General features: G+C 61.0%; 23 protein-coding genes and 1 other RNA gene. 10 read left to right on the top strand and 14 right to left on the bottom strand.

The window, feature by feature from the left end; genetic code table 11:
* Positions 1–2: 2 nt before the first annotated feature.
* From hflC to AC1DM5_RS16680, 4 genes are all read right to left on the bottom strand, one after another.
* Entirely contained in the window at positions 3–968 is a 966-nt protein-coding gene (hflC, locus tag AC1DM5_RS16695) for a protease modulator HflC (RefSeq protein ID WP_477822029.1), read from the bottom strand.
* Positions 969–971: 3 nt separating this feature from the next.
* Positions 972–2,072 (bottom strand): FtsH protease activity modulator HflK, encoded by a 1,101-nt coding sequence (gene hflK, locus AC1DM5_RS16690; RefSeq protein ID WP_477822030.1) that lies wholly within the window; start codon positions 2,070–2,072, stop codon positions 972–974.
* Positions 2,073–2,218: 146 nt separating this feature from the next.
* Positions 2,219–2,740, bottom strand: coding sequence for a dihydrofolate reductase (locus AC1DM5_RS16685; RefSeq protein ID WP_477822031.1), 522 nt, complete (start codon positions 2,738–2,740; stop codon positions 2,219–2,221).
* A 113-nt stretch (positions 2,741–2,853) separates the two neighbouring features.
* Entirely contained in the window at positions 2,854–3,648 is a 795-nt protein-coding gene (locus AC1DM5_RS16680) for a thymidylate synthase (RefSeq protein WP_477975290.1), read from the bottom strand.
* 114 nt (positions 3,649–3,762) lie between these two features.
* Between AC1DM5_RS16680 and ssrA the strand changes: the two genes are divergently transcribed.
* The 4 genes from ssrA to AC1DM5_RS16660 all read left to right on the top strand — a co-directional run bounded on the left by ssrA (position 3,763) and on the right by AC1DM5_RS16660 (position 5,324).
* Positions 3,763–4,139, top strand: a transfer-messenger RNA (tmRNA) gene (gene ssrA, locus AC1DM5_RS16675).
* Between the two features lie 131 nt (positions 4,140–4,270).
* The gene (locus tag AC1DM5_RS16670) at positions 4,271–4,783 is read left to right on the top strand and encodes an SspB family protein (RefSeq protein WP_113325497.1); all 513 of its coding nucleotides are present in this window, start codon (positions 4,271–4,273) and stop codon (positions 4,781–4,783) included.
* Positions 4,784–4,830: 47 nt separating this feature from the next.
* Positions 4,831–5,019: a DUF4169 family protein gene (locus AC1DM5_RS16665; protein WP_037070786.1), complete on the top strand. Its 189-nt coding sequence runs from the start codon at positions 4,831–4,833 to the stop codon at positions 5,017–5,019.
* A gap of 83 nt (positions 5,020–5,102) precedes the next feature.
* Entirely contained in the window at positions 5,103–5,324 is a 222-nt protein-coding gene (locus AC1DM5_RS16660; protein ID WP_477822033.1) for a ribbon-helix-helix domain-containing protein, read from the top strand.
* A 12-nt stretch (positions 5,325–5,336) separates the two neighbouring features.
* Here AC1DM5_RS16660 and AC1DM5_RS16655 read toward each other — a convergent pair whose 3' ends face one another.
* From AC1DM5_RS16655 to AC1DM5_RS16645, 3 genes are all read right to left on the bottom strand, one after another.
* Positions 5,337–9,050, bottom strand: coding sequence for an AsmA family protein (locus AC1DM5_RS16655; protein WP_477822034.1), 3,714 nt, complete (start codon positions 9,048–9,050; stop codon positions 5,337–5,339).
* 89 nt (positions 9,051–9,139) lie between these two features.
* Positions 9,140–10,552: an FAD-binding oxidoreductase gene (locus AC1DM5_RS16650; RefSeq protein WP_477822035.1), complete on the bottom strand. Its 1,413-nt coding sequence runs from the start codon at positions 10,550–10,552 to the stop codon at positions 9,140–9,142.
* A 100-nt stretch (positions 10,553–10,652) separates the two neighbouring features.
* Positions 10,653–11,705 carry an aldo/keto reductase gene (locus AC1DM5_RS16645; RefSeq protein ID WP_477822036.1) on the bottom strand — a complete coding sequence of 351 codons (1,053 nt, stop codon included), beginning with the start codon at positions 11,703–11,705 and terminating at the stop codon, positions 10,653–10,655.
* A gap of 91 nt (positions 11,706–11,796) precedes the next feature.
* On the opposite strand from AC1DM5_RS16645, the gene AC1DM5_RS16640 reads away from it, so the two are divergent.
* From AC1DM5_RS16640 to AC1DM5_RS16630, 3 genes are all read left to right on the top strand, one after another.
* Positions 11,797–12,699, top strand: coding sequence for a LysR family transcriptional regulator (locus AC1DM5_RS16640; RefSeq protein ID WP_477822037.1), 903 nt, complete (start codon positions 11,797–11,799; stop codon positions 12,697–12,699).
* 152 nt (positions 12,700–12,851) lie between these two features.
* Entirely contained in the window at positions 12,852–13,946 is a 1,095-nt protein-coding gene (locus AC1DM5_RS16635; protein WP_477822068.1) for an AbrB family transcriptional regulator, read from the top strand.
* A gap of 117 nt (positions 13,947–14,063) precedes the next feature.
* Positions 14,064–14,984, top strand: coding sequence for a LysR family transcriptional regulator (locus AC1DM5_RS16630; RefSeq protein ID WP_477975288.1), 921 nt, complete (start codon positions 14,064–14,066; stop codon positions 14,982–14,984).
* Between the two features lies 1 nt (position 14,985).
* Here AC1DM5_RS16630 and AC1DM5_RS16625 read toward each other — a convergent pair whose 3' ends face one another.
* Positions 14,986–15,939, bottom strand: a complete 954-nt coding sequence (locus AC1DM5_RS16625) for an NmrA/HSCARG family protein (RefSeq protein WP_477822069.1) — start codon at positions 15,937–15,939, stop codon at positions 14,986–14,988.
* A gap of 430 nt (positions 15,940–16,369) precedes the next feature.
* Entirely contained in the window at positions 16,370–16,768 is a 399-nt protein-coding gene (locus tag AC1DM5_RS16620; protein WP_477822039.1) for a VOC family protein, read from the bottom strand.
* An 88-nt stretch (positions 16,769–16,856) separates the two neighbouring features.
* On the opposite strand from AC1DM5_RS16620, the gene AC1DM5_RS16615 reads away from it, so the two are divergent.
* Entirely contained in the window at positions 16,857–17,564 is a 708-nt protein-coding gene (locus tag AC1DM5_RS16615; RefSeq protein ID WP_477822040.1) for a helix-turn-helix transcriptional regulator, read from the top strand.
* On the opposite strand, the gene AC1DM5_RS16610 is transcribed toward AC1DM5_RS16615, so the two are convergent.
* Entirely contained in the window at positions 17,559–18,473 is a 915-nt protein-coding gene (locus AC1DM5_RS16610) for an AraC family transcriptional regulator (protein WP_477822041.1), read from the bottom strand. The genes AC1DM5_RS16615 and AC1DM5_RS16610 overlap by 6 nt on opposite strands.
* 33 nt (positions 18,474–18,506) lie before the next feature.
* Here AC1DM5_RS16610 and AC1DM5_RS16605 point away from each other — a divergent pair, with 33 nt between their 5' ends.
* The gene (locus tag AC1DM5_RS16605) at positions 18,507–18,914 is read left to right on the top strand and encodes a DUF2000 family protein (RefSeq protein ID WP_477822042.1); all 408 of its coding nucleotides are present in this window, start codon (positions 18,507–18,509) and stop codon (positions 18,912–18,914) included.
* A 34-nt stretch (positions 18,915–18,948) separates the two neighbouring features.
* Here AC1DM5_RS16605 and AC1DM5_RS16600 read toward each other — a convergent pair whose 3' ends face one another.
* From AC1DM5_RS16600 to AC1DM5_RS16590, 3 genes are all read right to left on the bottom strand, one after another.
* Positions 18,949–20,013 (bottom strand): aspartate-semialdehyde dehydrogenase, encoded by a 1,065-nt coding sequence (locus AC1DM5_RS16600; RefSeq protein WP_477975286.1) that lies wholly within the window; start codon positions 20,011–20,013, stop codon positions 18,949–18,951.
* Between the two features lie 326 nt (positions 20,014–20,339).
* Positions 20,340–21,005 (bottom strand): YiaD family glycine zipper/OmpA-like lipoprotein, encoded by a 666-nt coding sequence (locus AC1DM5_RS16595; RefSeq protein WP_477822044.1) that lies wholly within the window; start codon positions 21,003–21,005, stop codon positions 20,340–20,342.
* A 164-nt stretch (positions 21,006–21,169) separates the two neighbouring features.
* Positions 21,170–21,580: a winged helix-turn-helix transcriptional regulator gene (locus AC1DM5_RS16590; protein ID WP_477822045.1), complete on the bottom strand. Its 411-nt coding sequence runs from the start codon at positions 21,578–21,580 to the stop codon at positions 21,170–21,172.
* 77 nt (positions 21,581–21,657) lie between these two features.
* Between AC1DM5_RS16590 and AC1DM5_RS16585 the strand changes: the two genes are divergently transcribed.
* Positions 21,658–22,251 carry an NADPH-dependent FMN reductase gene (locus tag AC1DM5_RS16585; RefSeq protein WP_477822046.1) on the top strand — a complete coding sequence of 198 codons (594 nt, stop codon included), beginning with the start codon at positions 21,658–21,660 and terminating at the stop codon, positions 22,249–22,251.
* A 66-nt stretch (positions 22,252–22,317) separates the two neighbouring features.
* On the opposite strand, the gene AC1DM5_RS16580 is transcribed toward AC1DM5_RS16585, so the two are convergent.
* The gene (locus AC1DM5_RS16580; RefSeq protein WP_477822047.1) at positions 22,318–23,316 is read right to left on the bottom strand and encodes a flagellin N-terminal helical domain-containing protein; all 999 of its coding nucleotides are present in this window, start codon (positions 23,314–23,316) and stop codon (positions 22,318–22,320) included.
* Between the last annotated feature and the right edge of the window lie 262 nt (positions 23,317–23,578).

Raw genomic sequence — 23,578 nt, 5'->3', positions numbered from 1 at the left:
CGTCAGTTCGCCGGCTGTGCCGGAGCGGCCGGCTGTGCGGCCGCAGGCGGCACGAGGCCACCGGTCTGGCCCGGTACAGCAGGCTGGTTGCCGTCCGCATTCTCGAAGTAGCGGAAGAACTGCGAGGTCGGCGAAAGCACCAGCGTCGTATCCGGCGAGGAAAGTGCCGCGGAATAGGCGGCCATCGAGCGGTAGAACTCGAAGAAGGCCGGATCCTTGCCGAAGGAATCGGCGAAGATACGGTTGCGCTCCGCATCACCCTGACCCCGTAGGATTTCCGAATCGCGCTGCGCATCGGCAGTGATCTCGACGACCTGGCGGTCGGCGACAGCCCGGCGACGCTGGCCCTCTTCATTACCCTCGGCGCGGATGCGCTCGGCTTCGGCCAGACGCTCGGAGCGCATGGCATTGTAGGTGTTCGGAGCCACTTCCGGCGAAAGGTCCGTCCGGCGGATGCGGACGTCATCGATATGCAGGCCGAGATTTTCGGCATCGGTGCGCAGATCGTCGCGGATTTCGAGCATCATCGCCACGCGCTCTTCCGAAAGCGCGGCATTGTAGTCACGCAGACCGTAGACGCGGCGAAGCGAGGAATCGAGCTGCGCACGCAGCCGTGCCTCGGCAGCGTCGCGGTCGCCCGAGACCGTTTCGCGGAAACGGCGCACATCCGAGATGTTGTAGATCACGAAGGCGTCGACATCAAAGGTCTGGCCGTCCTGAACCTGAACGCGGATATTGTCGAGGTCGAGCCTGAGCGCACGCTTTTCCACGAACTGCACGCGGTCGGCATCCATGAAGCCGAACGGCAGCTTGAAGTAGAGGCCGGGCTCGCTCTTCACCGACTGGATCTGACCGAAGCGCACGACGATGGCCTGCTCACGCGCATTCACGACGAAGATCGACGAATAAAGAATGGCGAGAAGGATCGCGAGCGCGATGAGGATTACGGGAAGTCTGTTCGATACCATGGTTCAACCTCCCTGCCGTGCCGGTGCTGCTGCCGCCGGTCTGTTGATCTCGTTGAGCGGCAGGTAGGGCACGACGCCCTGCTTGTCGTCGATCACGACCTTCTTGGAGTTTTTCAGAACCTGCTCCATCGTTTCCAGGAACAGGCGCTTGCGCGTCACGTCGGGAGCTTTCGAATATTCGTCGTTGATGGCCGTAAAGCGCTGCGCTTCACCTTCCGCTTCCTTGACGACGCGATCCTTGTAGGCGGCTGCGTCTTCTCGGATGCGGGCTGCATCGCCTCGTGCCTGACCGAGCTTCTGGTTCGTATAGCGGTTGGCGTCCTCGATCGTGCTGTCGCGGTCGCGACCGGCACGCTGGACTTCTTCGAAGGAGTCGGCGACTTCGCGCGGCGGCGCCACGTTCTGGATCGTCACGCCGGTCACGGTAATGCCCGCGCCGTAGCGGTTCATCGTATCCTGAACGATGTTGAGAACCTGCGTCTCTATCGGCTGGCGGTTGCTGCGGAAAGCATCCAGTGCCGGACGCCGGCCGACGACTTCGCGCATGGCGCTGTCGGAAACCTGCTGCAGTGTTTCAGCCGGATTTTCCACACCGAAAAGATAGGCCTTGGGATCGCTGATCGTATAGAAGACGGCAAACTGCACGTTGATGACACTCTTGTCGCTCGACAGCATCAGCCCGCTCGAAGAGCCTGCCGTGGTCGCGCCGATGTTCAACTGCTGCACCGTCACCTTGACCGTCTCGACGGTTTCAACCGGCCAGAAATGGAAATGCAGGCCCGGCATGGAAATCTCCTGCTTGGGCTTGCCAAAGCGCAGCTCAACGCCGCGCTCGTCCGGCTGGACGACGTAAATGCATTGGAAAAGCCAGAAGATCGCGACAACAGCCACGATGATCGCAACGACACCGCCGTTGAAACCACCCGGAATGAAGCCGCGCAGCTGATCCTGCCCGCGCCGGATGATGTCTTCCAGATCGGGCGGACCGCCCTTGCCACCGCCACCGCCGCGTGGACGGTTCGGCCCCTGCCCCCATGGTCCCTGATTATTACCGCCGCCGCCGCCCCAAGGGCCGCCGCCGCCATTCTGATTGCTCCAGGGCATCAAAACCTCGTTGTTCGTTACGTCATACACATCCGACCGCCGTGGGGGCTGCCGGCGGATGCGATCCGACCGTTATAGGTATCGCCGCATCTGCTTTCAACGCAGCGTCAGAAACTTGGTCAATATAATTGGAAAATAGTTCCTTTTCAGGCATCTCGCCGTTCATAAACGACGAAACGCGTGGGATAGGTGTCCCTTTCCCCCGAGGGAACATCAAGGCTCTCGGTCGCCACCCAGATTGTGGGATCGATGTCGGGAAACGACGTGTCGCCATCCACATCGGCTTCCACATGCGTCACGCACATGCGGTCGACGATCGCCATCGCCTGCGCGTAGATCTGCCCGCCGCCGAGGATGGAGATCTCGTTTTCACCCTGCTTGCGGGCGAGCCCCTCGGCCATCTCTATCGCCTCGTCGAGAGAGCGGGCCATTTGCACGTCGGGAAGATCGATAGCGGCACCGCGCGAGATCACCACGTGCTGGCGCCCCGGCAGCGGTTTGCCGCCGAAGCTCTCRAAGGTCTTGCGACCGACGACCACAGGCTTGCCTGTTGTCATCGCCTTGAAGCGCTTGAGGTCGGTCGAAAGCCGCCAGGGCATGTCGCCGTCGCGGCCGATGATGCCGTTGCGCGCAACGGCAACGAAGATGGTCTTGCGGATATCGGACATTGGCCTTCCCGGCTTGGAGCATGTCGCGCAAAAATGTGCAGCGGTTTTGCGATTACGACATGCGAAACAAAAGCCTAAAGCGTGGCAAGCGATCTGAAAGATCGCGACACGCTTCAGACGGCAATCGGCGCCTTGATATTGGCATCGGCGTCGTAGCCGACGAGTTCGAAATCTTCGTAGACGAAGCCGAAGATATCCTTCACATCGCGCTTGATCAGCATGCGCGGCAGCGGCTTCGGCTGGCGCGCCAGCTGCAGCTTCGCCTGGTCGAAATGGTTGTGATAGAGATGTGTATCACCGAGTGTATGGACGAACTCGCCATATTTCAGCCCGGCCACCTGCGCCACCATCATCGTCAGCAACGCGTAGGAGGCGATGTTGAAGGGAACGCCGAGGAAGATGTCCGCCGAGCGCTGATAGAGCTGGCAGGAAAGCTTGCCGTCAGCCACATAGAACTGGAACAGGCAGTGGCAGGGCGGCAACGCCATCTCGTCCACTTCTGCCGGGTTCCAGGCCGAAACGATGTGACGGCGCGAATTGGGGTTCTTGATGAGGCCTTTTACGAGATTGTCGATCTGGTCGATATGCCCGCCATCGGGTGCCGGCCAGGAGCGCCACTGCGCGCCATAGACCGGGCCGAGATCGCCGTTCTCGTCGGCCCATTCGTCCCAGATGCTGACGCCGTTTTCATGCAGGTAGCGGATATTGGTCTCGCCCTTGAGGAACCACAGCAGTTCATAGATGATCGAGCGCAAATGCAGCTTCTTCGTCGTCAGCACCGGAAAGCCGGCATCGAGATCGAAGCGCATCTGATAGCCGAAGACCGAACGCGTGCCGGTGCCCGTGCGGTCGCCCCGGTCGGTGCCTTTTTCCATCACATGGCTCAAGAGGTCGAGATAWTGCTTCATGGTCGCCACCGATTCCTTTTGCACCYAATTTAAGGGCAAAGCGGCCGCAAACCAATGCGTCTTGCTGATTATCCAAGCAAAATCCCTGGAGAGCACGACCCTTTTATGACGTATCCCCTTCCCTTGCGATCACAAAAACACTATATCACCCATGCCGGCTTTCGGGCCGGCTATGGCGATAAACGGGCGGTGGAATAAACCTATTGGACCCGGGGGCGGTACCCGGCGCCTCCACCAAAAACAGGCGGCTCTCCTTTTGGAGAAGGGCCTGCTTTTGATGGGGGCGAAATAGGATCGACAAGGGTGTAAAGATCGACTTTTCGCTCGGCATGATACCGCCGTTATCGGGTCACAAGTGTAGTTGCAAACGACAACAACGCTAAGGAATACGCTCTCGCTGCCTAACGGCGGTGCGGGAATTCCGCTCTAAGTCCTTACGGTTAGCCCCGTAAGGCGGGGTCCGAAGGCACCTGGCAACAGAAGCCTTCACCTTCTCCCCTTTTTCGGTGAAATCATGTATGCTTGATGAACGCATGAATCGGCTTGCGCCTTTCCCAAAGCGCCCGGACGTGCCATACAAGTTCGTGAAAAGACTTCCAAACCGACGAAAGACAGGAAAAGCATGGGGCAGGATCATATCCGCTACGACATTCTGGCACAGGACGCGTTGCGCGGTGTCATCCGCAAGGTCTTGACCGAAGTCGCAACGACGGGCCGTCTGCCCGGCGACCATCACTTCTTCATCACGTTTCTCACGGGCGCTCCCGGCGTGCGCATCTCGCAGCACCTGAAGTCCAAATATCCCGAGCAGATGACCATCGTCATCCAGCACCAGTTCTGGGAACTGAAGATCACCGAATCCCATTTCGAGATCGGCCTGTCCTTCTCAGACGTGCCGGAAAAGCTCGTCATTCCCTTTAACGCCATCCGCGGCTTCTACGACCCCTCGGTCAATTTCGAGCTGGAGTTCGACGTACCGCTGAGCGACGGCGAGGAGCTGCCGGCGGCCGAGATCACTGCCTATCCCGTTGATGCCGTCAAGACGGAGGACGCGGCCGCAAAGCCTGCCGCAGAAGGCGAGGAAAAGAAACCGGGCTCCGTCGTTTCGCTCGATTCTTTCCGCAAGAAGCAGTAATGCCGAGGGAGGCGAAAGCCTCCCTTTTTCATGATGGAGGCAACCGCGTGAGCGCCGAAATCGTCAATCTACGCCAGTTCCGCAAGCAGCAGGCTCGCTCCGAAAAGGAGAAGCAGGCAGAGCAGAACCGTATCTCCCACGGCCGGACCAAGGCTGAAAAGCAATTGACCCGCGCCCTCAACGAAAAGGCCGAAAAGGCGCTTGATCAGGGCCGGATCGAAGACGACAAGACCTGATCGCCGGCGGGTGAAAAGCCTGGGCGATCAGACAGATGCGGTTCCTGACTGAATCGCTTTCTCAACGAAGACGAAGCAGGCCGATGATCCGCAAACATTCGGCGACGTTGCATGGGCACCGCACCAGTTTCTCGCTGGAAGATGAATTCTGGACCGAGTTGAAGGCGATTGCCGCAGGTCGTTCCATGCCGCTCGCGGCACTGATATCAGAAATAGACGATGGCCGCGCGGCTGACAGCAACCTCTCCTCGGCGCTGCGCCTGCACGTGCTGTGCTGGCTGAAAAACGCCGCGGCGAACGCCTGATCGGCCCTTTCCTTACTGGGCCTGAACGCCCGGCAACTGATCGAAATTGAGCTGGCCGGGCTGCAAGGGCTGTTCGGCCCGCCGCGCGGCCTCAGCTTCCGACGCGGCCCTTGCCTTCGCTTCAGCCTCAACCTTGGCGCGCGCCGCAGCTTCGGCAGCCGCCTTTGCCTCGGCTTCCGCCTTGCGCTGGGCCGCCTCCTGCGCAAGAGCCCTCAGCCGCTCTTCTTCCGCCTGTCGCTGCCGCTCGATCTCGGCAGCCGCAGCCCGCTGGGCGTCATTGAAGCGATAGAGCGCCACCTCGCGCCGCAGCCGCTGCTTTTCCAGCACATTGGTCTGCAGCCGCTCGACGCGCCGCCGCTCGCGCTCGAAGGCGCGCAGCGAGAGAAAGCTGGTGATATCGGTCACATCCATCGTCTTGCCGGGCGAGGCCAGCAGGCCGGAGAAGTTCAGCCGGATGCCCGGCTCCGCACCCGAAAGCGCCTCCGAGCCGGGATTGAGCCCGATGCCGAGCGTCGCGCTGATGCGCCCCTGCGGCAGCTCGATCTGCGCGTCGGCGCTCAAATGCGCCAGATCGTTGGCAACGCTGACATTCTGGACCCGTAGCGTACCGTCAGTCACGTTGAAGGGAATGCCGAGTGGCGGCAGCTTCGCCTCGCCATTGTTCAGCAGCGTTTCGACAATCGGATGTATCTTGCCGGCATTGATCTGGTCCTGCATCGGATCGGTGGCGGCCAGCAGCGGCGCCAGGATCGCAAGGTTCAGCCCGCGAACGCTCGTCTCGCCGAGCCGGATTTCGCCCGAGCCGTTCAGAGAGCTCGCAATTTCCGAAACCGTCTTGCCCGAAGCTTCGAGCGCCAGCGACATGCCGAACTTGCCGTTGGCGACAGGCGCGCCGTCGCGCGGCCAGACGACGCCGCCGAGATCGGAATCGGCAAGCGCCAGCCGCAACTGCAGGAAGCCCGTGCCATTGGCATTGGTAAAGAGCATATTGCCGGAGAGCGCGCCGCCATCCCAGTTGCCGGCCATGTCGTTGAGCTGCAGCTCGTCGCCCTTGTAGGCAACGTTTGAGGTGAAATCATTCACAGCCGTGTTCAAAAGTCCCGGCCAGAACTGCTTGGCGGTAAGCTTCAGATTGACGTCCAGATCGCGGAAGAGCGGCAGGCCGAGGGCCGCCGTCGTCAACTGGCCGTTGGCGGGATCGTTGATCTGCCCGAACACGGCCTCGCCGAGCCAGCCGAGATCGGCCTTGGAAAGCGCGAGCGTGCCGCTCGCCGTCGTCTTTGCCGCTTTGCGATCGAAGGTCAGCCCGCCGGCAAATTCATTGTCGGCCGCATGCCCGTTGAGATCCGCCAACACCACCTTGTCGGCATCGATGGTCGCGTTGGTCTGCAGCTTGAAGGGCAGCCCGGTGCCAAGCTCAGGCAGCGCGATGCCGTTCATGACCAGATACGGATCGAGATCGGCGCTTTCGAGTGATATGGCGACATTGCCGTTCATGAAAGTGTCGGGTCGTACATCGACCTTGCCGTTTGCCGTAAACGACGTCCGGTCTGTCGCGAAGGTCAGCGCGGCATCGGCAGGATCGTTGCCCGCCGCGGTTACCTTCAGCGTCATGCGGCCATTGGCGCCGGCATCAACCGGCAGCGGATCGAGACCCGCCTGCCCGAACAGGATCGACGGCACGGCATTGTCGAGCGTCGCCTCCAGCGTCGTCGTCCCACTGCCGGTCAGCGCCAGAAGGTCGGACATGCGGTAGTCGAGATTGACGCGGCTGCCGTTCGAAACGCCTGCGAGCGTCACCGAAAGCGCATTGCCGTCGTCGCCGCCGAGCGTCAGCGCGCCGCGCAGCGCCGTATTGCCATACCAGCCGGCGTTGCGCACCAGTCGGTCCATCACAGGGTGATGCGGCAGATGCTCGCGCAGCATGGCGAAGAAAGCGCCGGGATCGGCGGCCTTGAAGGTGATCTCGCCGGTGCCCTTATAATCGAGCAGCGATCCCTCCGCCTTGCCCGTCGCCGTCAGTTCGGCGCCTGCAAGGTTCTTGATCGACAGCCGGTCGACGGAAAGCGCCCCGTTGGCGAGCGTAAAGGTCGTCTCGACATTATCGGCCTGCACACCGAAGGCTGTGAATTTGTCGGCCTTGAGCTGCGCGGCAATCTTGTGATCGAGCACATTGTCGCCGGCATCCTGGCCGGTAAAGAGGCCGGTCAACGCCCTCAGCGCATCGAGATCAAGTGTATCGCCATTGAGCGCAACGGAAAGCGACGGCGTCTGACCATTGGTCGCCTGCCGCTCCAGCCGACCCTTCAGCGTCGCAGCACCGATCGCGATCTCCAGGTTTTCGAAGCGCTGCAGATCATGCGTCAGGCTGACATTGGCGGAGAAACCGGCCTGCCGGAGCTGGCGGATCGCCGGATCGACCGAACCTGCCAGCCAGGAGGCAAGGCCCGTAGGCTGCGTGGAGGCAACCACCATCTGGCCGTTGAAGGACGGATCGCCCGTGAGCGTCAGCTTGCCCTTGCCTTCCACCTGCGTGCGGCCGGGCAGCGTGCCGACGGCATTGTCGATCATCCAGCCATTGCCGGCCGGCCTCAGTTCCAGCGCCACGTCGCGGATCGTCGTATCGCCGGCAACGATTGCCGGCAGGCGCACCGTCGCCTTGCCCGGCACCTGCGGGATCGGCACCTGGCCGACAATTTCGAGCAGCGAGTTCAATCGCTGACGTGCCGAAACCGCAGGATCGCGGTTGGTCTTGCCCGCGGCACCCTGGTTGCCGATGCGGTTGACGTCGATCTGCTGGCCATCGGCGGTCAGCAGGAATTCCGGCGCGCTGCCGGTGTCGAGCGTCGCCTCGCCCGTGATCACATAGGGGTCATCGGTCGAGCCGACTTCCATACGGTATTCGGGAACGCGGATGCGGTCGTTGGTGAGTTCGAAACGACCCTTGAGGCGCGGCGGCGCCTCCCCCTTTTCGCTCTTGCCCTCACGGTTTTCGATCGCCGCAACCAGCGTGCCCTGATAGTTCGGCCGGCTGTCGACGAGCTTGAGTTCACCATCGAGATCGACGGTGACAGGATGCTTGTCCGGCGCAAGCCGCGTGCGCACGCGCAACACACCACTCTCGTCCGGCTGATTGCTGGAGATGGAAAAGCTGCCATGTTCGCCGTCGAGCGTGCCGTCGCCCTCGATGCGCCATGGACCGGCGAGCGACTTCGCCGACATTTCGGCATTGAGCCCCGTCACATGCCGCGAACGGCCGGACTGGTCGTCGATGAACTCGATCTCGCCACCGTTGACATGCACATTTTCCAGAACGACGGTCTTGGCCGGAATTTCCGGCTGGCTGCCGCGCATCCAGTCCAGCGAGCCGTCCTTCAGAAGCCGCAGCCGCACCTTGGGGTTGACGACGCGCATGTCGAAGATCAGCGCCTCGCCCGAGAGGAAAGGCGCAAGCTCGGCATCCATGGAGAACTGCTCGACCTGCACCACCGGCGTGCCGTCTTCTTCCTGGCCGACGCGCACGTCATGCAGCGTCACGGACGGAAACGGCAGCAGCCGTGCGTCGACCGTGCCATGCACCGTCACCTTCTTGCCGATGATGCGGCTTGCCTGATCCTCGAAATTCATCCGGAAATCCGTCCAGTCGATGAACAGCGGTGCCAGCAGCGCCACGAAGAGCACTACGACGATCACTCCTCCTAGAAAGATGAGGAACCGGCCTACCAAGTCAGGGATTCTCCATTCGGGATTCTGTTGCCGACACTAGCGCTATTCATGCCGGGGGCAAGGGCCAAGATCATGAGATTATTCCATTTTCAGCCCAGATGAAAAATCTTGCCGGGATTGAGGATATTGTCAGGATCGAGCGAGCGCTTGATCTGGCGCATCAGGTCCACCGTACCCCCGAGCTCCTGTTCCAGAAATGCCATTTTCCCCTGCCCGATCCCGTGTTCGCCGGTGCATGTGCCATCCATTGCCAGTGCCCGCGCATTCAGCCGGGCCACGAACTCCTCGGCCGTGGCAATCCCCGCGGCACTCTTGTCGTCGAACAAAAGCTGCACATGGAAGTTCCCGTCGCCCGCATGGCCGACGATTGGCGCCAGCAACCCGTTTGCCTCGATATCGGCCTGCGTTTCGGCAACGCAATCCGCAAGCCGCGATATCGGAACACAAACATCGGTCGAAAGTACGGCAAGTCCGGGCGCGAGCGCCCGCACCGACCAGTAGGCATCATGGCGCGCCTTCCAGAGCTTCGTGCGCTCCTCCGGGCTCGCCGCCCACTTGAATTCGCCGCCGCCGCATTCGGTCGCGATCTCGGCAAAGGCTGCCGATTGCAGAGCCACCGTCTCATCCGTGCCGTGAAACTCGAGGAAGAGCGCCGGGCTCTCTTCATAGGGAAGACCGGCATAGGCGATGCTGGCGCGCATCTGCAGCGCATCGACAAGCTCGATACGCGCCACCGGAATGCCCATCTGGATGGTCATGATGACGGCGTCGCAGGCAGCCTTCACGCTCGGGAAGGCGCACACACCTCCAGCGATCTTCTGCGGAATGCCGTGCAGGCGCAGCGTCACCGAGGTCAGGATGCCGAGCGTGCCTTCCGCACCGACGAAGAGCCGTGTGAGATCGTAACCGGCCGACGATTTGCGCGCCCGCCGCGCGGTGCGGATTTCCTCGCCGGAGGCGGTCACTGCCGTAACGGCAAGCACATTGTCCTTCATCGTTCCGTAGCGAACGGCATTGGTGCCGGACGCCCGCGTCGAGGTCATGCCGCCGATCGAGGCGTTGGCGCCGGGATCGATCGGGAAGAACAGGCCGGTATCGCGCAGATGGATGTTGAGCGCTTCGCGGGTGATGCCCGGCTCGACCGTGCAATCGAGATCCTCCGGATTGACTTCAAGCACCCGGTTCATTCGGCTGAAATCGATGGAAATGCCGCCATTTGGCGCATTGACCTGCCCCTCAAGCGAGGAGCCGGTGCCAAAGCCGATAACAGGCACTTTATGATCGGCGCAGGCCCGCACAGCGGTCTTCACATCGTCAGCGGTCTCGGCAAAAAGCACGCCGTCGGGCAGTTGGGCGGGAATATAGGTGGTCGTATGCGCATGTTGGGCGCGAAAAGCCTGGCCGGTCTGGAAGCGCTCTCCGAAGCGCTGTTTCAGAATGCCGGTGACGGCCTCTGTGCCCGCCTCGTTTCGCACCCCAGCCTTCGCGTCGCGCAGTGCCATGCCCTTGATCTCCCTGCATTCCACAGCCTGCTACAGCATCTGTAGCAGGCCGGGTATGAGGCAAGTCAAAGCGGCTGTCCAGCCAAGATTCGGGAAGATTTCATCCCATCTTTGTTGCAGAGACTGCGGGCGGGTTGAGCCGCGCAAAGCCCTCCTGCCGATAATAGGGAAAATAGGGATAGGGCGGGGTCACGGCACTCACCGCATCCAGCCGCCCGATCTGCTCCGGCGTCAGCCTCCAGCCGACCGCGCCGAGATTTTGCCTGAGCTGCGCCTCGTTGCGCGCGCCGATGATGACGCTTGAAACCGTCGGCCGGCCGATCAGCCAGTTGATGGCGATCTGCGGCACGGTCTTGCCGGTCTCGGCGGCAATTTCATCCAGCACATCGACGATATCGAAAAGCTTTTCGTCATCGACGGGCGGCCCGTATTCGGCCGTCTGGTGCAGACGGCTTCCCTCGGGCAAAGGCGCCCCGCGGCGGATCTTGCCGGTCAGCCGACCCCAGGCGAGCGGGCTCCAGACCAATGCACCCACTTCCTGGTCGGCGGCAAGCGGCATCAACTCCCATTCGTAATCCCGCCCGGCGAGTGAATAATAGACCTGATGAGCCACGTAACGCGGGTATCCATACTTCTCGGAAAGCCCAAGCGATTTCATCAGCTGCCAGCCGGAGAAATTGGAAACACCGATGTAGCGAACCTTGCCAGCGGCCACGAGCCCATCGAGCGTCGCAAGCACCTCTTCGACAGGCGTCGAGGCATCGAAGGCATGAAGCTGCAAGAGGTCGATATAGTCGGTACCAAGCCGGCGCAGCGCATCCTCGGTCGCGCGGATCAGCCGTGCCCGCGAGGTGCCCCAATCATTCGGCCCCTCGCCCATCGGCAGCGCCGTCTTGGTCGAGATCAGCACCGCGTCGCGCTTTCCGGAGATCGCCTGCCCCAGCACCTCCTCGGAAGCACCGGCCGAATAGACGTCCGCCGTATCGAACAGCGTCACACCCGCCTCCAGACAGATATCCACCATGCGCCGCGCCTCTTGCGCATCCGTCGTGCCCCAAGCGCCGAAGAGCGGCCCGCTGCCGCCAAAGGTGCCGGCCCCGAAGCTCAGCACCGGCACCCTCAAGCCCGATGCGCCCAGATTTCTGTATTCCATGATTCAATCTCCTGTTTTTTGAAGAGATAGACCCGGCCAGAACGATGATATAGATTACCTTAAAGCATATCATCTGTGATTTGAATTCATCATGAGCCGTCAGGACATCAATCGATCGGGCGAAATGGAGGTCTTCGTCAGCGTCGTCGAGCGCGGCGGTTTTTCCGCTGCCGCCCAGGTGCGGCGCATGACGCCATCGGCCGTCAGCAAGCTGGTCGCCCGGCTGGAAACCAGGCTCGGCGCCCGCCTCGTCAACCGCTCGACACGCAAACTGCAACTGACGCCCGAGGGCTGCGCCTTTTACGAGCGCAGTGTCGCGATCCTCGCCAATATATCGGAGGCCGAACGTTTCGCCTCGGCCGGAGAACAGGCCGCGGGCCGCATCAGCATCAACACCAGCGGCTCCTTCGGCAATCATGTTCTGGCGCCGCTGATCCCGGCCTTCATGACCGAGCACCCGGATGTCACCCTCGATATCACCCATACCGACAAGGTGGTCGATCTGCTGGAAGAGCGTGCCGATGTGGCGATCCGCGCCGGCCCGCTGAAGACATCGAGCTTGATCGCCCGCAAGCTCGGCGCTGCCAGAAAGATCATCGTCGCCTCGCCCGACTATCTTGAGCGACACGGCAAACCGCGCTCGGCCGCCGAACTGCACAATCACCGCCGCATCGGCTTTTCCTATGCCCGCGCACTGGAAGGCTGGCCGGTCATCGATGCCGGCGAGACGATCACCATTCCCCTCACCCCCGGCCTTCAGGTCGGCGATGGCGAGGCTATGCGATATCTCGCGCTCTCGGGCGCCGGCCTTGCCCGCATGACAGAATTCACCGTGCGCACCGATATCGCCGTCGGTCGGCTCGTTCCCGTGTTGGAAAAACTCAATCCCGGCGATGTCGAGGAGTTCTATGCCGTCTATATCGGCCAGGGCGGCCCTCTTCCCGCACGCGTTCGCGCCCTGCTTGATTTCCTCGCGAAACACATCCGCCTTTAGAAGCGCAAAGGTCAGATTCCGCAATTGACCCCTTGGCCACCCCGCGCCTATATCCGGTCTGCACCTGCCGGCCCTCGCAGCCGGCCTCTTCATACTGCCGGGGCCTCCTCCCACCTCCGCCTTCGGGCTCGCTCCGGTCGAAAAGTTCGGGGATCACAATTTTGGACGCAAGCAGCTTCCATCAGAAAGCGAGCCTGCCCAAATGGGCATTGCTGCTCGCTTTGTCGGCCATATCAGTCCTTTTCCTCGAACTCTTCGCCCTGCCCGCCTCGCTGCTGATCGGCCCGATGGTCGCGGCCATCGTGCTGGCGCTCACCGTCAGCACGGGGCAGCTGCGCATCCCCTACTGGCCGCTGCAGTTCGGCCAAGTGCTGGTCGGCCTCTTGATGGCGCGCAATATCACGCCCGATATCCTCGGCACCATGGCGAAGGACGCACCACTCTTCTTCGTCTTCATCGTCTCGGTAATCGCCATTGCCGCCGGTCTCGGCTGGCTGCTCACGCGCTGGCAGGTCTTGCCGGGCACAACCGCGGTCTGGGGCTCCACGCCCGGCGGCGCCTCGGCCATGGTCATCATGTCGGAAGCCTATGGCGCCGATGCCCGCCTCGTCGCCTTCATGCAATATCTGCGTGTCGTCTTCGTCGCCGTCGGCGCTTCCGTCATCTCCCGCCTCTGGGTCGCCGCCGATGGCGAAGAGCCGCCGCCGGTCATCTTCTTCCCGCCGGTCGATTGGCCGGCCTTCGCCCTGACTGTCGCCTTCGCTGCCCTCTGCTGCTACGCCGTCTTCCGCTTCCGCATCCAGGGCGGCAATATCGTTATCCCGCTGATCGGCGGCGCTCTTCTGCAGGGCTTTGGCCTGTTGAAGATCGAGCTACCCACCTGGATCCTGGCGCTCAGCTACGCACTGATCGGCTGGAGCATCGGCCTGCGCTTTACCCGCTCGATCATCAAACACGCCGCCCGCGCTCTGCCGCGCGTGTCCGCCTCCATCATCATCCTGATGGCGCTCTGCGGCTGCATGGCGGCGGCACTCCACAAATTTGCCGGCATCGACCCGCTCACCGCCTATCTCGCGACCAGCCCCGGCGGTGCCGATTCCGTCGCCATCATTGCCGCGTCCAGCGATGTCGACGTGCCCTTCGTCATGGCCATGCAGACCGGCCGCTTCATGATGATCCTGTTGATCGGCCCGGCGCTCGCCCGCTTCATCGCCCGCCGCTCCGATCTTGCGGAAAATGCCGCTTGAGGTCGGGAAATCGTCGGCATGTGAAGCCGTCGAAAGCGAACTGTTCTGCCTATGCTTAACTAGTCGCAGGCCCGGTTATTCCCTACATTGGTTGAATGACCATCACTGTGCTGAAAAATGGATAACACGGGACTGTCTCTCGACAGGATGCGCACCTTTGTTCGCGTTGCAGAGCGGGGCAACCTGTCTACGGTGGCAAAGGAACTCGGCGTCGGTCAATCAACCGTGACGCGGCACCTCAATGAGCTCGAGGACGCAGTCGGCGTACCTCTCCTCAGCCGGACCACGCGTCGCGTCACCCTTACCGACGAAGGCAGCCGCTATTATGCCAACTGCCTTCAGGTATTACGCCTGGTCGAGCAGGCTACCGAGGAAGCCAGAAATGCCCGTCGCACGGCCGCAGGCGCTGTCAGGCTCTCGTGTACTGCAGCGCTTGGCGTGATGCACATCACCCGCCTCATCTTCCAATTTCAGGACCAGCATCCGGACATCAGCGTCGATCTCAACCTGACCGACGAGCGCATCGACCTGGTTCGCGAAGGCGTTGACGTGGCACTCCGGCTTGGGCCTCTCACCGACAGCTCCATGAAGCTTCATGCGCTTGGAAAAAGCCATCGGCTGATGGTCGGCGCTCCGGCTTATTTCTCCGCCCACGGGCGGCCGGAGCGCCCGGACGATCTCTCGCGATACGAAACCGTCATCATGTCCAATATAGCCGGGAGCGATCAGGTCACTCTCTCCTCCCGCCATGGCGCGGATGTGACGGTTCCAGTCAATGGGAAGCTGCGCGTTGATCACGGGCTCGCGGCACGCGAAGCCTTGGCCGCAGGACGCGGCATTGGTCCCACCCACCTTTGGCTGGTCCACGATCTCTTGGACAGCGGTCAACTCGAGGTCGTGCTCGAAGACTATCGTCCGTCGCCGGTCCCGCTAAGCCTGCTCATCGTGCCCGAGCGTTCCGCTATTGCTCGCGTTCGCCTTCTCACCGATTTTCTTGTCGCCGAGATTTCCAAACTGCCGGGAATCCGGCCATCGTGACTCAGAGCCCGAAAGATCGCTTGTCGCCGCGCCAGCCCGTAGTCCGAAGATACTGTTCCCAGTCGAGCGTGTCGGGATTCAGGCGACGGCTCCATTCCAGATCATGCTCCCTGCCGAAATAACCATATTCGACAGCATACTCGACCATCCCCAGAAGCTCTCGCACGAGAAACTCGTTGGCGGCAAACTCCGGAAAATGCTGCAGCAGGCCATCCCTGGTGAATGCATCTCGATATTCTGCCTTGAGACCGGTTACCTCTCGGAAAGTTTCGACCATCTCGCGCGGAGAGATGATATCGCCGACGATAGGCAGCGTTTTCCCGTTGTAGCGCTCGGGATTTGCGAAAATTTCCAGCACAGCCGGCCCGGTTGCCGTGAGCGGATCGACAAAAGGCGCTCGAAAATCTTCAGGAAGATAAATCGGCAGCAGGAGCGTGTCACCTTCCATGCGCGGCGGATAATATTCGAGAAGATTCGTGTAGAAGAATGCCAGGATGACGAAGGAATGAGAGATCGGCAGACCGCGAATATAGTCTGCAACGCGCGCTTTGTCGGTGAAGTGCGGAGCATACTTCGTCCCGCCGGAGATGGCGTCGACATTCTCGAGCGTGCTGAAAACAATATGTCCGACGCCTGCCTCAACCGCTGCATCCGCCAGTTGGCGGCCGATAGGAGCCTCTATTGTCTCCGGTGGCATGACGGGCGGCGTCATCAGAAATGCCCCGTCCGCACCTTCGAAGGCAGCAACGAGGTCCTTCTGGAAACCAAGCTGGAGAGGGACGGTTACAATTTCAGCTCCAAGTCTCTCCAGACTTAAAGCCTCGGGTGAATCCTTTTTTCGGGTAAGGGCGCGTACGCGGAAACGTTCGCTGCGAAGGAGCGTCGCCGCGACGCTACGACCCTGTTTGCTGGTTGCACCGACAATTGCGATAAGTGGCTTATCATTCGAAGACATAGTTGCGCCTTGAACCTTTTCCCTGTTGCTGGCTGCCGACTGCGCTAGCCAAGCGTCATACTGGAGAGCATTCGGCTGATGCCGATCTCGGACCCGGAGGCAAGCTATCTCATCAAGCTTTCTTGCTGTAGGCATGCGCAATGCATATGATAATGCCATTTTATGGATAAATACCGTGGCTGGCCGTGCCTGTATCAGCCGCTGGCCGTGCAGGATTTCAAAATCCAGGCAGGAGATGAGATCACGTCAGGCCATCGAGTCACGCCCTTGTTTTTCAGGTCTGCTCCATGAAAAAGGACTGTGACCACCATTTGCTGACCGTTGCCGCAGAAAGCCGCTCAAGCCGCCAGCGCCCTAGTGTGACCCTATATTGTTGAAATGCGCCTGATTGGCAAAGCCGGTTGCCGCTGCCACGCGGCCCGCAGGCGAGTTAACGACCGCTGAAGCGTTGTCTCGCAGCCTCGGTAACGGGTGTATAAAGCGCCACGCGGGTGCCCTCYGGGTCGGAGAACTGAACCGTGCGATTTCCCCACGGCAAATCCTTGGGTTCATGCACCACTTCGACATGATCCTTGAGCCGAGCGAATTCAGCATCGACGTCCGATACCATGAATTCAAGAACGGCGGTTTTATTGGCGCGTGGCTCCGCACTGCCCTCCTTGAAGAGCGCGACCGTTTCCGCGCTCCCTATTGCCACCACGGCACCGGGTGTGACGATCTCGGCAAAGACGGGAGCAAGCCAGTCCGCGCGATAGCCCGTCACGAGCTCATAGAAGGCCACCATGCTTTCGATATCCGAAGCGATGAGACGGGTGGATGCGAGTTTCATCATTTTCTCCTTCACGCGTAACGATGTCTTTGCCTGCTCTTGTGACATAGTCGTCCTGCCAGCGTTGTGGCAGCAGGAGTCACCAGCCATGCGAAAAGCGGAACGGCTTTTTCAGATCATTCAGATTCTTCGAAGGTCAAACCGTCCGGTCACCTCGGCGCAGCTTGCGGACGAACTCGAGGTCGCGCGACGAACCGTCTATCGTGACATTGCCCACCTGATTGGCCAGCGCGTTCCCATCGAAGGGGAAGCTGGCTTTGGCTACGTCCTCGACCCACGATACGATATGCCGCCGCTGATGCTGACTGCAGAGGAAATCGAGGCTGTTCTGCTGGGCGTTCAGATGGTGGCAAAGCTGGGTGACCCGGCCATCAACGCTGCGGCCAGAGATGTCATCGCAAAGATTGCATCAACCGTACCGGACGACCTTCTTCCGTTCATTGCCGAACCTTCGGTCAGCCTGAAACCTAACGAGGTTATGGACAGCCTGACGCTCGACAGCCGTCCAGTCCGGCGGGCGATCAGGGAGGGGCGAAAGATTGAGCTTGAATATCGCGCCGCGAATGGCGCGGTAACCAGCCGTATCGTGTGGCCGGTGCTCCTAGGCTATGAGGATGCGCGCTGTCTTTTGATTGCGTGGTGCGAATCGAAACAGGCCTTTCGCCATTTTCGTACCGAACGCATTCTCGATCTCAAGGTTCTCGAAGAAACTATCGGCCTGTCTAGAGGCAAATTGAGACAGCAATGGCTGCAATGGCGTGAAGCCGAACTTTCCCGTTCGCGCCAAGCGCTATGATACGCCGCCATTGCTGACCTGCGCCGTCCGCTGAAGCCCCACCCATCGTCCAGGCGTCACTCCATAGGCCTTCTTGAAGTGCCGGATGAAATGCGCCTGATCGGCAAAGCCCGTGGCGGCCGCCACATCGGCGAAACCTTCGCCCTCGCCCATCAGTGCCTTTGCCTGCTGCAGCCGCCGCATCAGCATGTAGCGGTGCGGGCTGGTGGCGAAGGCCGTGCGGAAATGCCGTGACAGCGTGAAACGGTCGAGGCCGGTAATGCTCTCCAGCTCGCCGGAGCGCACTGGCCTCAGAGCATGCGCCTCCAGATAATCGCGCGCCGCCCGCACCTGCCTCCAGGCAACGGCGCCGAGAGCCCGGCGGCGTACCTGCGAATGACGCGACAGGCCGCCCGCCACGCGGCTGACGAAATCGTCGACGAAAAGTTCGTCCAGCTCCCGGTCGAGTTCGCGGAGTGCTGCGAGCAGCACCTGCGCCAGCGCTCCGTCGGCAATGACGGGCTGATCGACGAAGGGAAGCCCGATCTTTTCCGCCTCCAGGCATTCCATCAAGAGCGCCGGCTCCATGTAGAGCATGCGGTAATGCAAGCCCGCCTCCGTCGCCGCTCCGCCGTCATGTTCCTCGTCGGGATGCAGGACGATTACCTGCCCCGGCATGCTGAAGCGCCGCTCGCCGCGATAGGTGAAGGTCTGCACGCCATGCAGCGTCACGCCGAGCGCATAGGTATCGTGCCGGTGCGGCTCGAAGACATTGCCTGAGAATTGCGCTTCGATACGCTCGATGCCCGGAAAGGCCGGCGCAGTCAGGATGCCGCCACCGGCAGGCGCGGCCAGTATGCCGCTGCCTCCCTGCGGCTCGCACAAACGTTCAAGACCCTCGAAGACCTGCGGCGTTAGATCCTGGCTCAATGCGTTTCCGATACCCTGATGAAAGAGACTGGAATGTTTGATACCAAAATTGCGATCGTCCTGCGAAACAATCTTGCCGGCTGGCAGAAGCTGAATGTCACGGCCTTCCTTTCGACAGGTATCGCCGGGCAATATCCTGAAATCATCGGCCAGCCCTACAAGGATCGTGCCGGCAATCTCTACAACCCGCTATCCATCCAGCCGATCATCGTCTTGTCGGCCGACGAAGTGACGATATCGACCATCCACCGCCGCGCGCTGGAGCGCGACGTGACCTCCTCCATCTTCATCGAGGAGATGTTTGCAACCGGCCATGATGCGGCCAATCGCGCCGTCTTCGCCGAATACGCCCCCGATGATGCCAAGGTTGTCGGCATTGCTCTGCGCGCCGACAAGAAGATCGTCGACAAGATCACCAAGGGCGCGACGATGCAGCATTGAGGCAAACGGCCGGGTCATCCCGGCCGTTCCCGTTTCAGCGGGCCAGTAGCTGTTCGGCGATCTGCACCGCGTTCAGGGCAGCCCCCTTCAGCAACTGGTCCCCGACGACGAAGAGCGCGATGCTGCGCCCCGTGGCATCGCCGAAATCCTTGCGTATGCGGCCGACCAGCACGTCGTCCTGACCGGAAGCCTCCGATGGCATCGGAAAATGATTGGCCGCACGGTCATCCACCAGCCGTAGGCCCGGAGCATCGGCATAAAGGCGGCGCACCTCTTCCGGCGTGACAGCCTCATCGAAGGTGACGGTCATCGCCATGCCATGCGCCCGCAGCACCGGCACGCGGATACAGGTGATACCAACAGGAAGTTCGTCTGCGCAGAGGATGCGCCTAACCTCGGCAATCACCTTCAGCTCCTCGCCATTATAGCCGCTCTCAATGTCCATATCGGCATTGTGACTGAAGAGGTTGAACGCATAGGGATGCGGCAGCACACGCGGCTCATAAGCCTCACCCTTGAGATAGGCCGCCGTCGATTCCCTGAGCTCCTCCATCGCCGCGGCCCCTGCCCCGGATGCCGCCTGATAGGTCGCGATATTGAGGCGGCGGATCGGATGCGCCCTGTGGAGCGGCGCCAGCGCCACGGTCGCAATCGCCGCCACGCAATTCGGATTGGCGATGATGCCGCGATGGGAGGCGAGTGCTGCGCCATTCACCTCGGGCACGACCAGCGGCACACCAGGATGCATGCGGAAGGCCGAGGAATTGTCGACGACGATAGCGCCGGCCCGAACGGCAGCATCGGCATAGTGCTTGGAAATACCGCTGCCGGCGGAAAAGAGCGCGAGGTCGATCCCGTCGAAACTCACTTCGGTCAGCTCCTCCACGGCAATCTCTTGTCCGGCGAAGGGCAGCGTCCTGCCGGCAGAACGCGCGGAAGCAAGCAGCCGCAGGCGGCTGAGCGGGAAGTTCCGCCGCTCCAGGCATTGAAGCAGTTCAGCACCCACAGCACCTGTGGYGCCAACAATGGCAACAGCGGGCGTTGACGTACGGAACCGGCGGGAAATGGTTGAGGCAGTATCTTCGAGATTGGTCAGCATATGTCTCTCACATCTGGGATGGGAGAACGGGACCTGTCTCTGTTGTCGGCCCCGTCCGTCTCCGGTGGGGCCTTCGGGTGGTTTGCGCTATGCCATTGACCGCGCATGCACCGAGGAGCGCCCCGAAAGGACGGTCGTTTTCGTCGTGCATTTGCTGGTCATCATCATGCGCATGAGCAAGCTGTAGCATGAAGCTTTGCCCCCAGCCAAACGGTTCTCCGCGCGTTCGACACCGGAAACGAAAACGTCCCCCGCATCGCTGCGGAGGACGGTAAAATCTGCTCAGACAGGCCTTACTCGGGCTTTGCCCGATCAGCCCTCCCAGATCAGCCCTGGGTGATCGGTGCAATCTGGATTTCGACGCGGCGGTTCTGGGCGCGACCGGCTTCGGTCGCATTGGAAGCAACCGGCTGCGACGGACCGTAGCCGACGGCCGAAACGCGGCGCTGGTCGATGCCCTGGCCGCCGAGATAATCGGCAACCGAAAACGCGCGGCGCTGCGACAGGTCCTGGTTATGCTGCAGGCTGCCGGTGGAATCCGTATGGCCGTTGATGTCGATGAGCGTGCGGTTGAACTTGCGCAACACGATCGCGACAGAATTCAGCGTCGGATAGAAGCCAGGCTTCACAGCATCCTGGTCGATATCGAAGGTGATGTTCGACGGCATGTTGAGGATGATGTTATCGCCCTGGCGGGTAACGGAGATGCCGGTGCCTTCGAGCTGGGCGCGCAACTCGGCTTCCTGCTGGTCCATGTAATTGCCGATCGCACCGCCGGCGAGCGCGCCGATGCCGGCGCCGATCAGCGCCGCATTGCGCTTACCATGGCCGCCGCCGCCGACGGCGACACCGACGAGGGCACCGCCGAGCGCGCCAAGGGCAGCACCGCCAGCGGTATTGGATACCTTCTGCTCACCAGTATAGGGGTCGGTCGTCGTGCAAGCTGAGAGGTAACTCGCCGCAACGGCCAGAAGGATGAATTTCTTGATCATGGACAGGAGGTTCTCCGTTCGAAGCTGGTGCGAGCAGATATTAGGGAATGCGGCAACAAGATGAAGATGCCAATCTGATAAGCTAAATTTCCCATGGAAAACATCGGCCTGTTGCAGCCGTGCCCCGATATCACCAGCTTTCTTGGCAAACCGCAGCGCTTGCCTCAGTCGAGCCCGCGGCGTTTGGCATAGGCCGCCCGCGCCTCGTCCATGCGTGCGGAGTTTGCGACGACCCACTCGGCAAGCCCCCGAACCGGATCCAGGAACTCCCGACCGAGATCCGTCAGCGCATATTCGACCTGCGGCGGCGTGGTGGGCGTCACGGTCCGGGAAACGAAGCCGTTCTCCTCCAGCTCCCGCAATGTCGATGCGAGGACCTTCTGGCTGATCTCGCCGACTTCGCGGCGCAAGGCGTTGAAACGCAGCGGCCCGTGACCCAGCACGCGCACCACCAGCAGGCTCCACTTGTCGCTGATGCGCGCCAGCATGCGACTGATGTGATCACAGGCGCGGACTTGCTGGCAGCCATCGACTTCCTCGCAGGGCGCGGTTTCCTGATGGTTATCTGGTTTCAACAAAGTGCCTCCTTGTGCGGCTACGCAAACCATTCGTAATCTGGTTACCGTAAGAAACCAGCATACAGGAGGTTACTTTGAATTCTAAGCCCCGTATCGCCGTTATTATCGGCTCCACTCGCCCCACCCGTTTCGCCGACGCCCCGGCACAATGGATATTGAAACAAGCTCAGGCACGTGATGACTTCGACGTGGAACTGATCGACCTTCGCGATCATCCTCTCCCCTTCTTCGACGAGATGGCGTCAAACCTGTGGATGCCGAGCCAGAATCCCGAAGCGGTCCGCTGGCAGGAAACCGTCGGCCGTTTCGACGGCTATATCTTCGTGGTCGCCGAATACAACCATTCGATAACAGCGACTCTGAAGAATGCGCTCGATCAGGCCTATAAGGAATGGAACCGCAAGCCATTCACCGCCATCGGCTATGGTGGCACGGGCGCCACGCGTGCGGTCGAACACCTCAGGGGAATCGGCGTGGAACTGCAGATGGTGTCCACACATGCTGCCGTCCATATTGGCGGCGGCGATTTCATGGCTGTTCATCCGGCTTTCGGCAACAAGCCGATCGAGGAAATCGAGACGAGCCTGCTGCCCACGGCAAAGACCGCCCTCGACGAACTGGTCTGGTGGGCCAAGGCAACGATGGCCGCCAAGGCCGCCGAAGCCTGAGCTCCGCAAAAAGAAAACCGCGCGGCGAGCATGGCTTGCCGCGCGGTCATGTTCTTGAATTCAGACTTAGAAGTTCTGGAAGAGCTGACGTACCGTGTCGTAGGACGCGTTTGCGATATTCAGCGATTGCAGGCCGAGCTGCTGCTGGGTCTGCAGTGCTCTGAGCTTGCTCGATTCCGCCTCCATATCAGCATCAACGAGGCGGCCGATGCCTGAAGTGAGGTTGTCGGACAGGTTCTTGGCGAATTCGTCCTGGATGCTGATGCGCTTTTCCAGTGCGCCGAAAGCCGAACCGACGGTCGTCAACTGTCCAAGCGCGGCATCGACGACGCTGATCATCTCGTTCAGGTCCTGTTTGCTGGTATTCGCCGTCAGGCCGATTTCCACCTGGCCGGTCGTGTTGCCGTTCTTGCTCTTCGTCAGCACCCAGGTCTGCGCGGTACCCAGTTCGGTGGCGAAAAAGGCGGAGGTCAGCACGCCATACTCGCCGGCGCCGCCTGCCCGGTCGTCGATCACGTAGCGTGCATCCTTGGAGGAGGTCGCGCCGCTCGGCGGGATATCGATATGGTAGCTCAGCATGCCGACCGATACCGTACCGTCAGAATTACGGATGAAGGAGGCCGGGATCTGGCGCGGCTGCGTCGGCGTCGTGGTATTGTCGAGAATGATCCAGTTGTCGTTGTTGAAGCCTGCGCCCTCGGAAACGCTGCGCAGCTGCGCCTTCAACTGCTCGAGTTCTTCACCGACCTTGGTCTTGTCGACGCCCTGCTCGGTTGCGGCGACAAGCTTTGCCTTGATCTCGGTGACGACGTCGATGACGCTGTCGACGCCGGCAGATGCCGTTCCCATGGTGGCAGCCGCCATGCCGAGAGCATCCTGAACGGCGGAAAGTGCCTTGTTGTCATGGCGCGCTGTCGTCGCGACCGACCAATAGGCGGCATTATCTCTGGATTTTTCGACACGCAGACCCGTCGTGATATGGTTCTGCGTCACCGTCATATTTCGATTGATATCACGCAGCACATGAAGCGCCGCATCCACGGAGGTGCGCTGATAAATACTCACGGTACGAACTCCAAAACACAAACAGAACGCAACAGATCAGGATGTACCGAAATCACGCGGACATTCATGTCCGCCGTCGCTGGAAAATCAGCGCAATGGCCTTCGAAAAACGAGGAAGACCGACCGGTTACTGATGGCAATCATTGCCGGTTATGCTTAAAAAACGGCTAAAGTTCAGAAGTAATTTATCTTATTTCACAAGACTTCATACACCATAAAAACACCCGCCGGAGAGATCCGGCGGGCGCTTCCGAAAGTATTA

The sequence above is a fragment of the Rhizobium sp. 01T437 genome (assembly GCF_056398505.1).
Note: the sequence above shows the minus strand (reverse complement) of the source record. Positions and strands in the feature narration are given on the sequence as shown.

What these genes read in the sequence shown, in the direction of transcription:
- hflC (WP_477822029.1), bottom strand. Translation starts at nt 968, where the DNA reads ATGGTATCGAACAGACTTCCCGTAATCCTCATCGCGCTCGCGATCCTT.
- hflK (WP_477822030.1), bottom strand. Translation starts at nt 2,072, where the DNA reads ATGCCCTGGAGCAATCAGAATGGCGGCGGCGGCCCTTGGGGCGGCGGC.
- AC1DM5_RS16670 (WP_113325497.1), top strand. Translation starts at nt 4,271, where the DNA reads ATGGGGCAGGATCATATCCGCTACGACATTCTGGCACAGGACGCGTTG.
- AC1DM5_RS16660 (WP_477822033.1), top strand. Translation starts at nt 5,103, where the DNA reads ATGATCCGCAAACATTCGGCGACGTTGCATGGGCACCGCACCAGTTTC.
- AC1DM5_RS16650 (WP_477822035.1), bottom strand. Translation starts at nt 10,552, where the DNA reads ATGGCACTGCGCGACGCGAAGGCTGGGGTGCGAAACGAGGCGGGCACA.
- AC1DM5_RS16645 (WP_477822036.1), bottom strand. Translation starts at nt 11,705, where the DNA reads ATGGAATACAGAAATCTGGGCGCATCGGGCTTGAGGGTGCCGGTGCTG.
- AC1DM5_RS16640 (WP_477822037.1), top strand. Translation starts at nt 11,797, where the DNA reads ATGAGCCGTCAGGACATCAATCGATCGGGCGAAATGGAGGTCTTCGTC.
- AC1DM5_RS16630 (WP_477975288.1), top strand. Translation starts at nt 14,064, where the DNA reads ATGGATAACACGGGACTGTCTCTCGACAGGATGCGCACCTTTGTTCGC.
- AC1DM5_RS16625 (WP_477822069.1), bottom strand. Translation starts at nt 15,939, where the DNA reads ATGTCTTCGAATGATAAGCCACTTATCGCAATTGTCGGTGCAACCAGC.
- AC1DM5_RS16615 (WP_477822040.1), top strand. Translation starts at nt 16,857, where the DNA reads ATGCGAAAAGCGGAACGGCTTTTTCAGATCATTCAGATTCTTCGAAGG.
- AC1DM5_RS16605 (WP_477822042.1), top strand. Translation starts at nt 18,507, where the DNA reads ATGTTTGATACCAAAATTGCGATCGTCCTGCGAAACAATCTTGCCGGC.
- AC1DM5_RS16595 (WP_477822044.1), bottom strand. Translation starts at nt 21,005, where the DNA reads ATGATCAAGAAATTCATCCTTCTGGCCGTTGCGGCGAGTTACCTCTCA.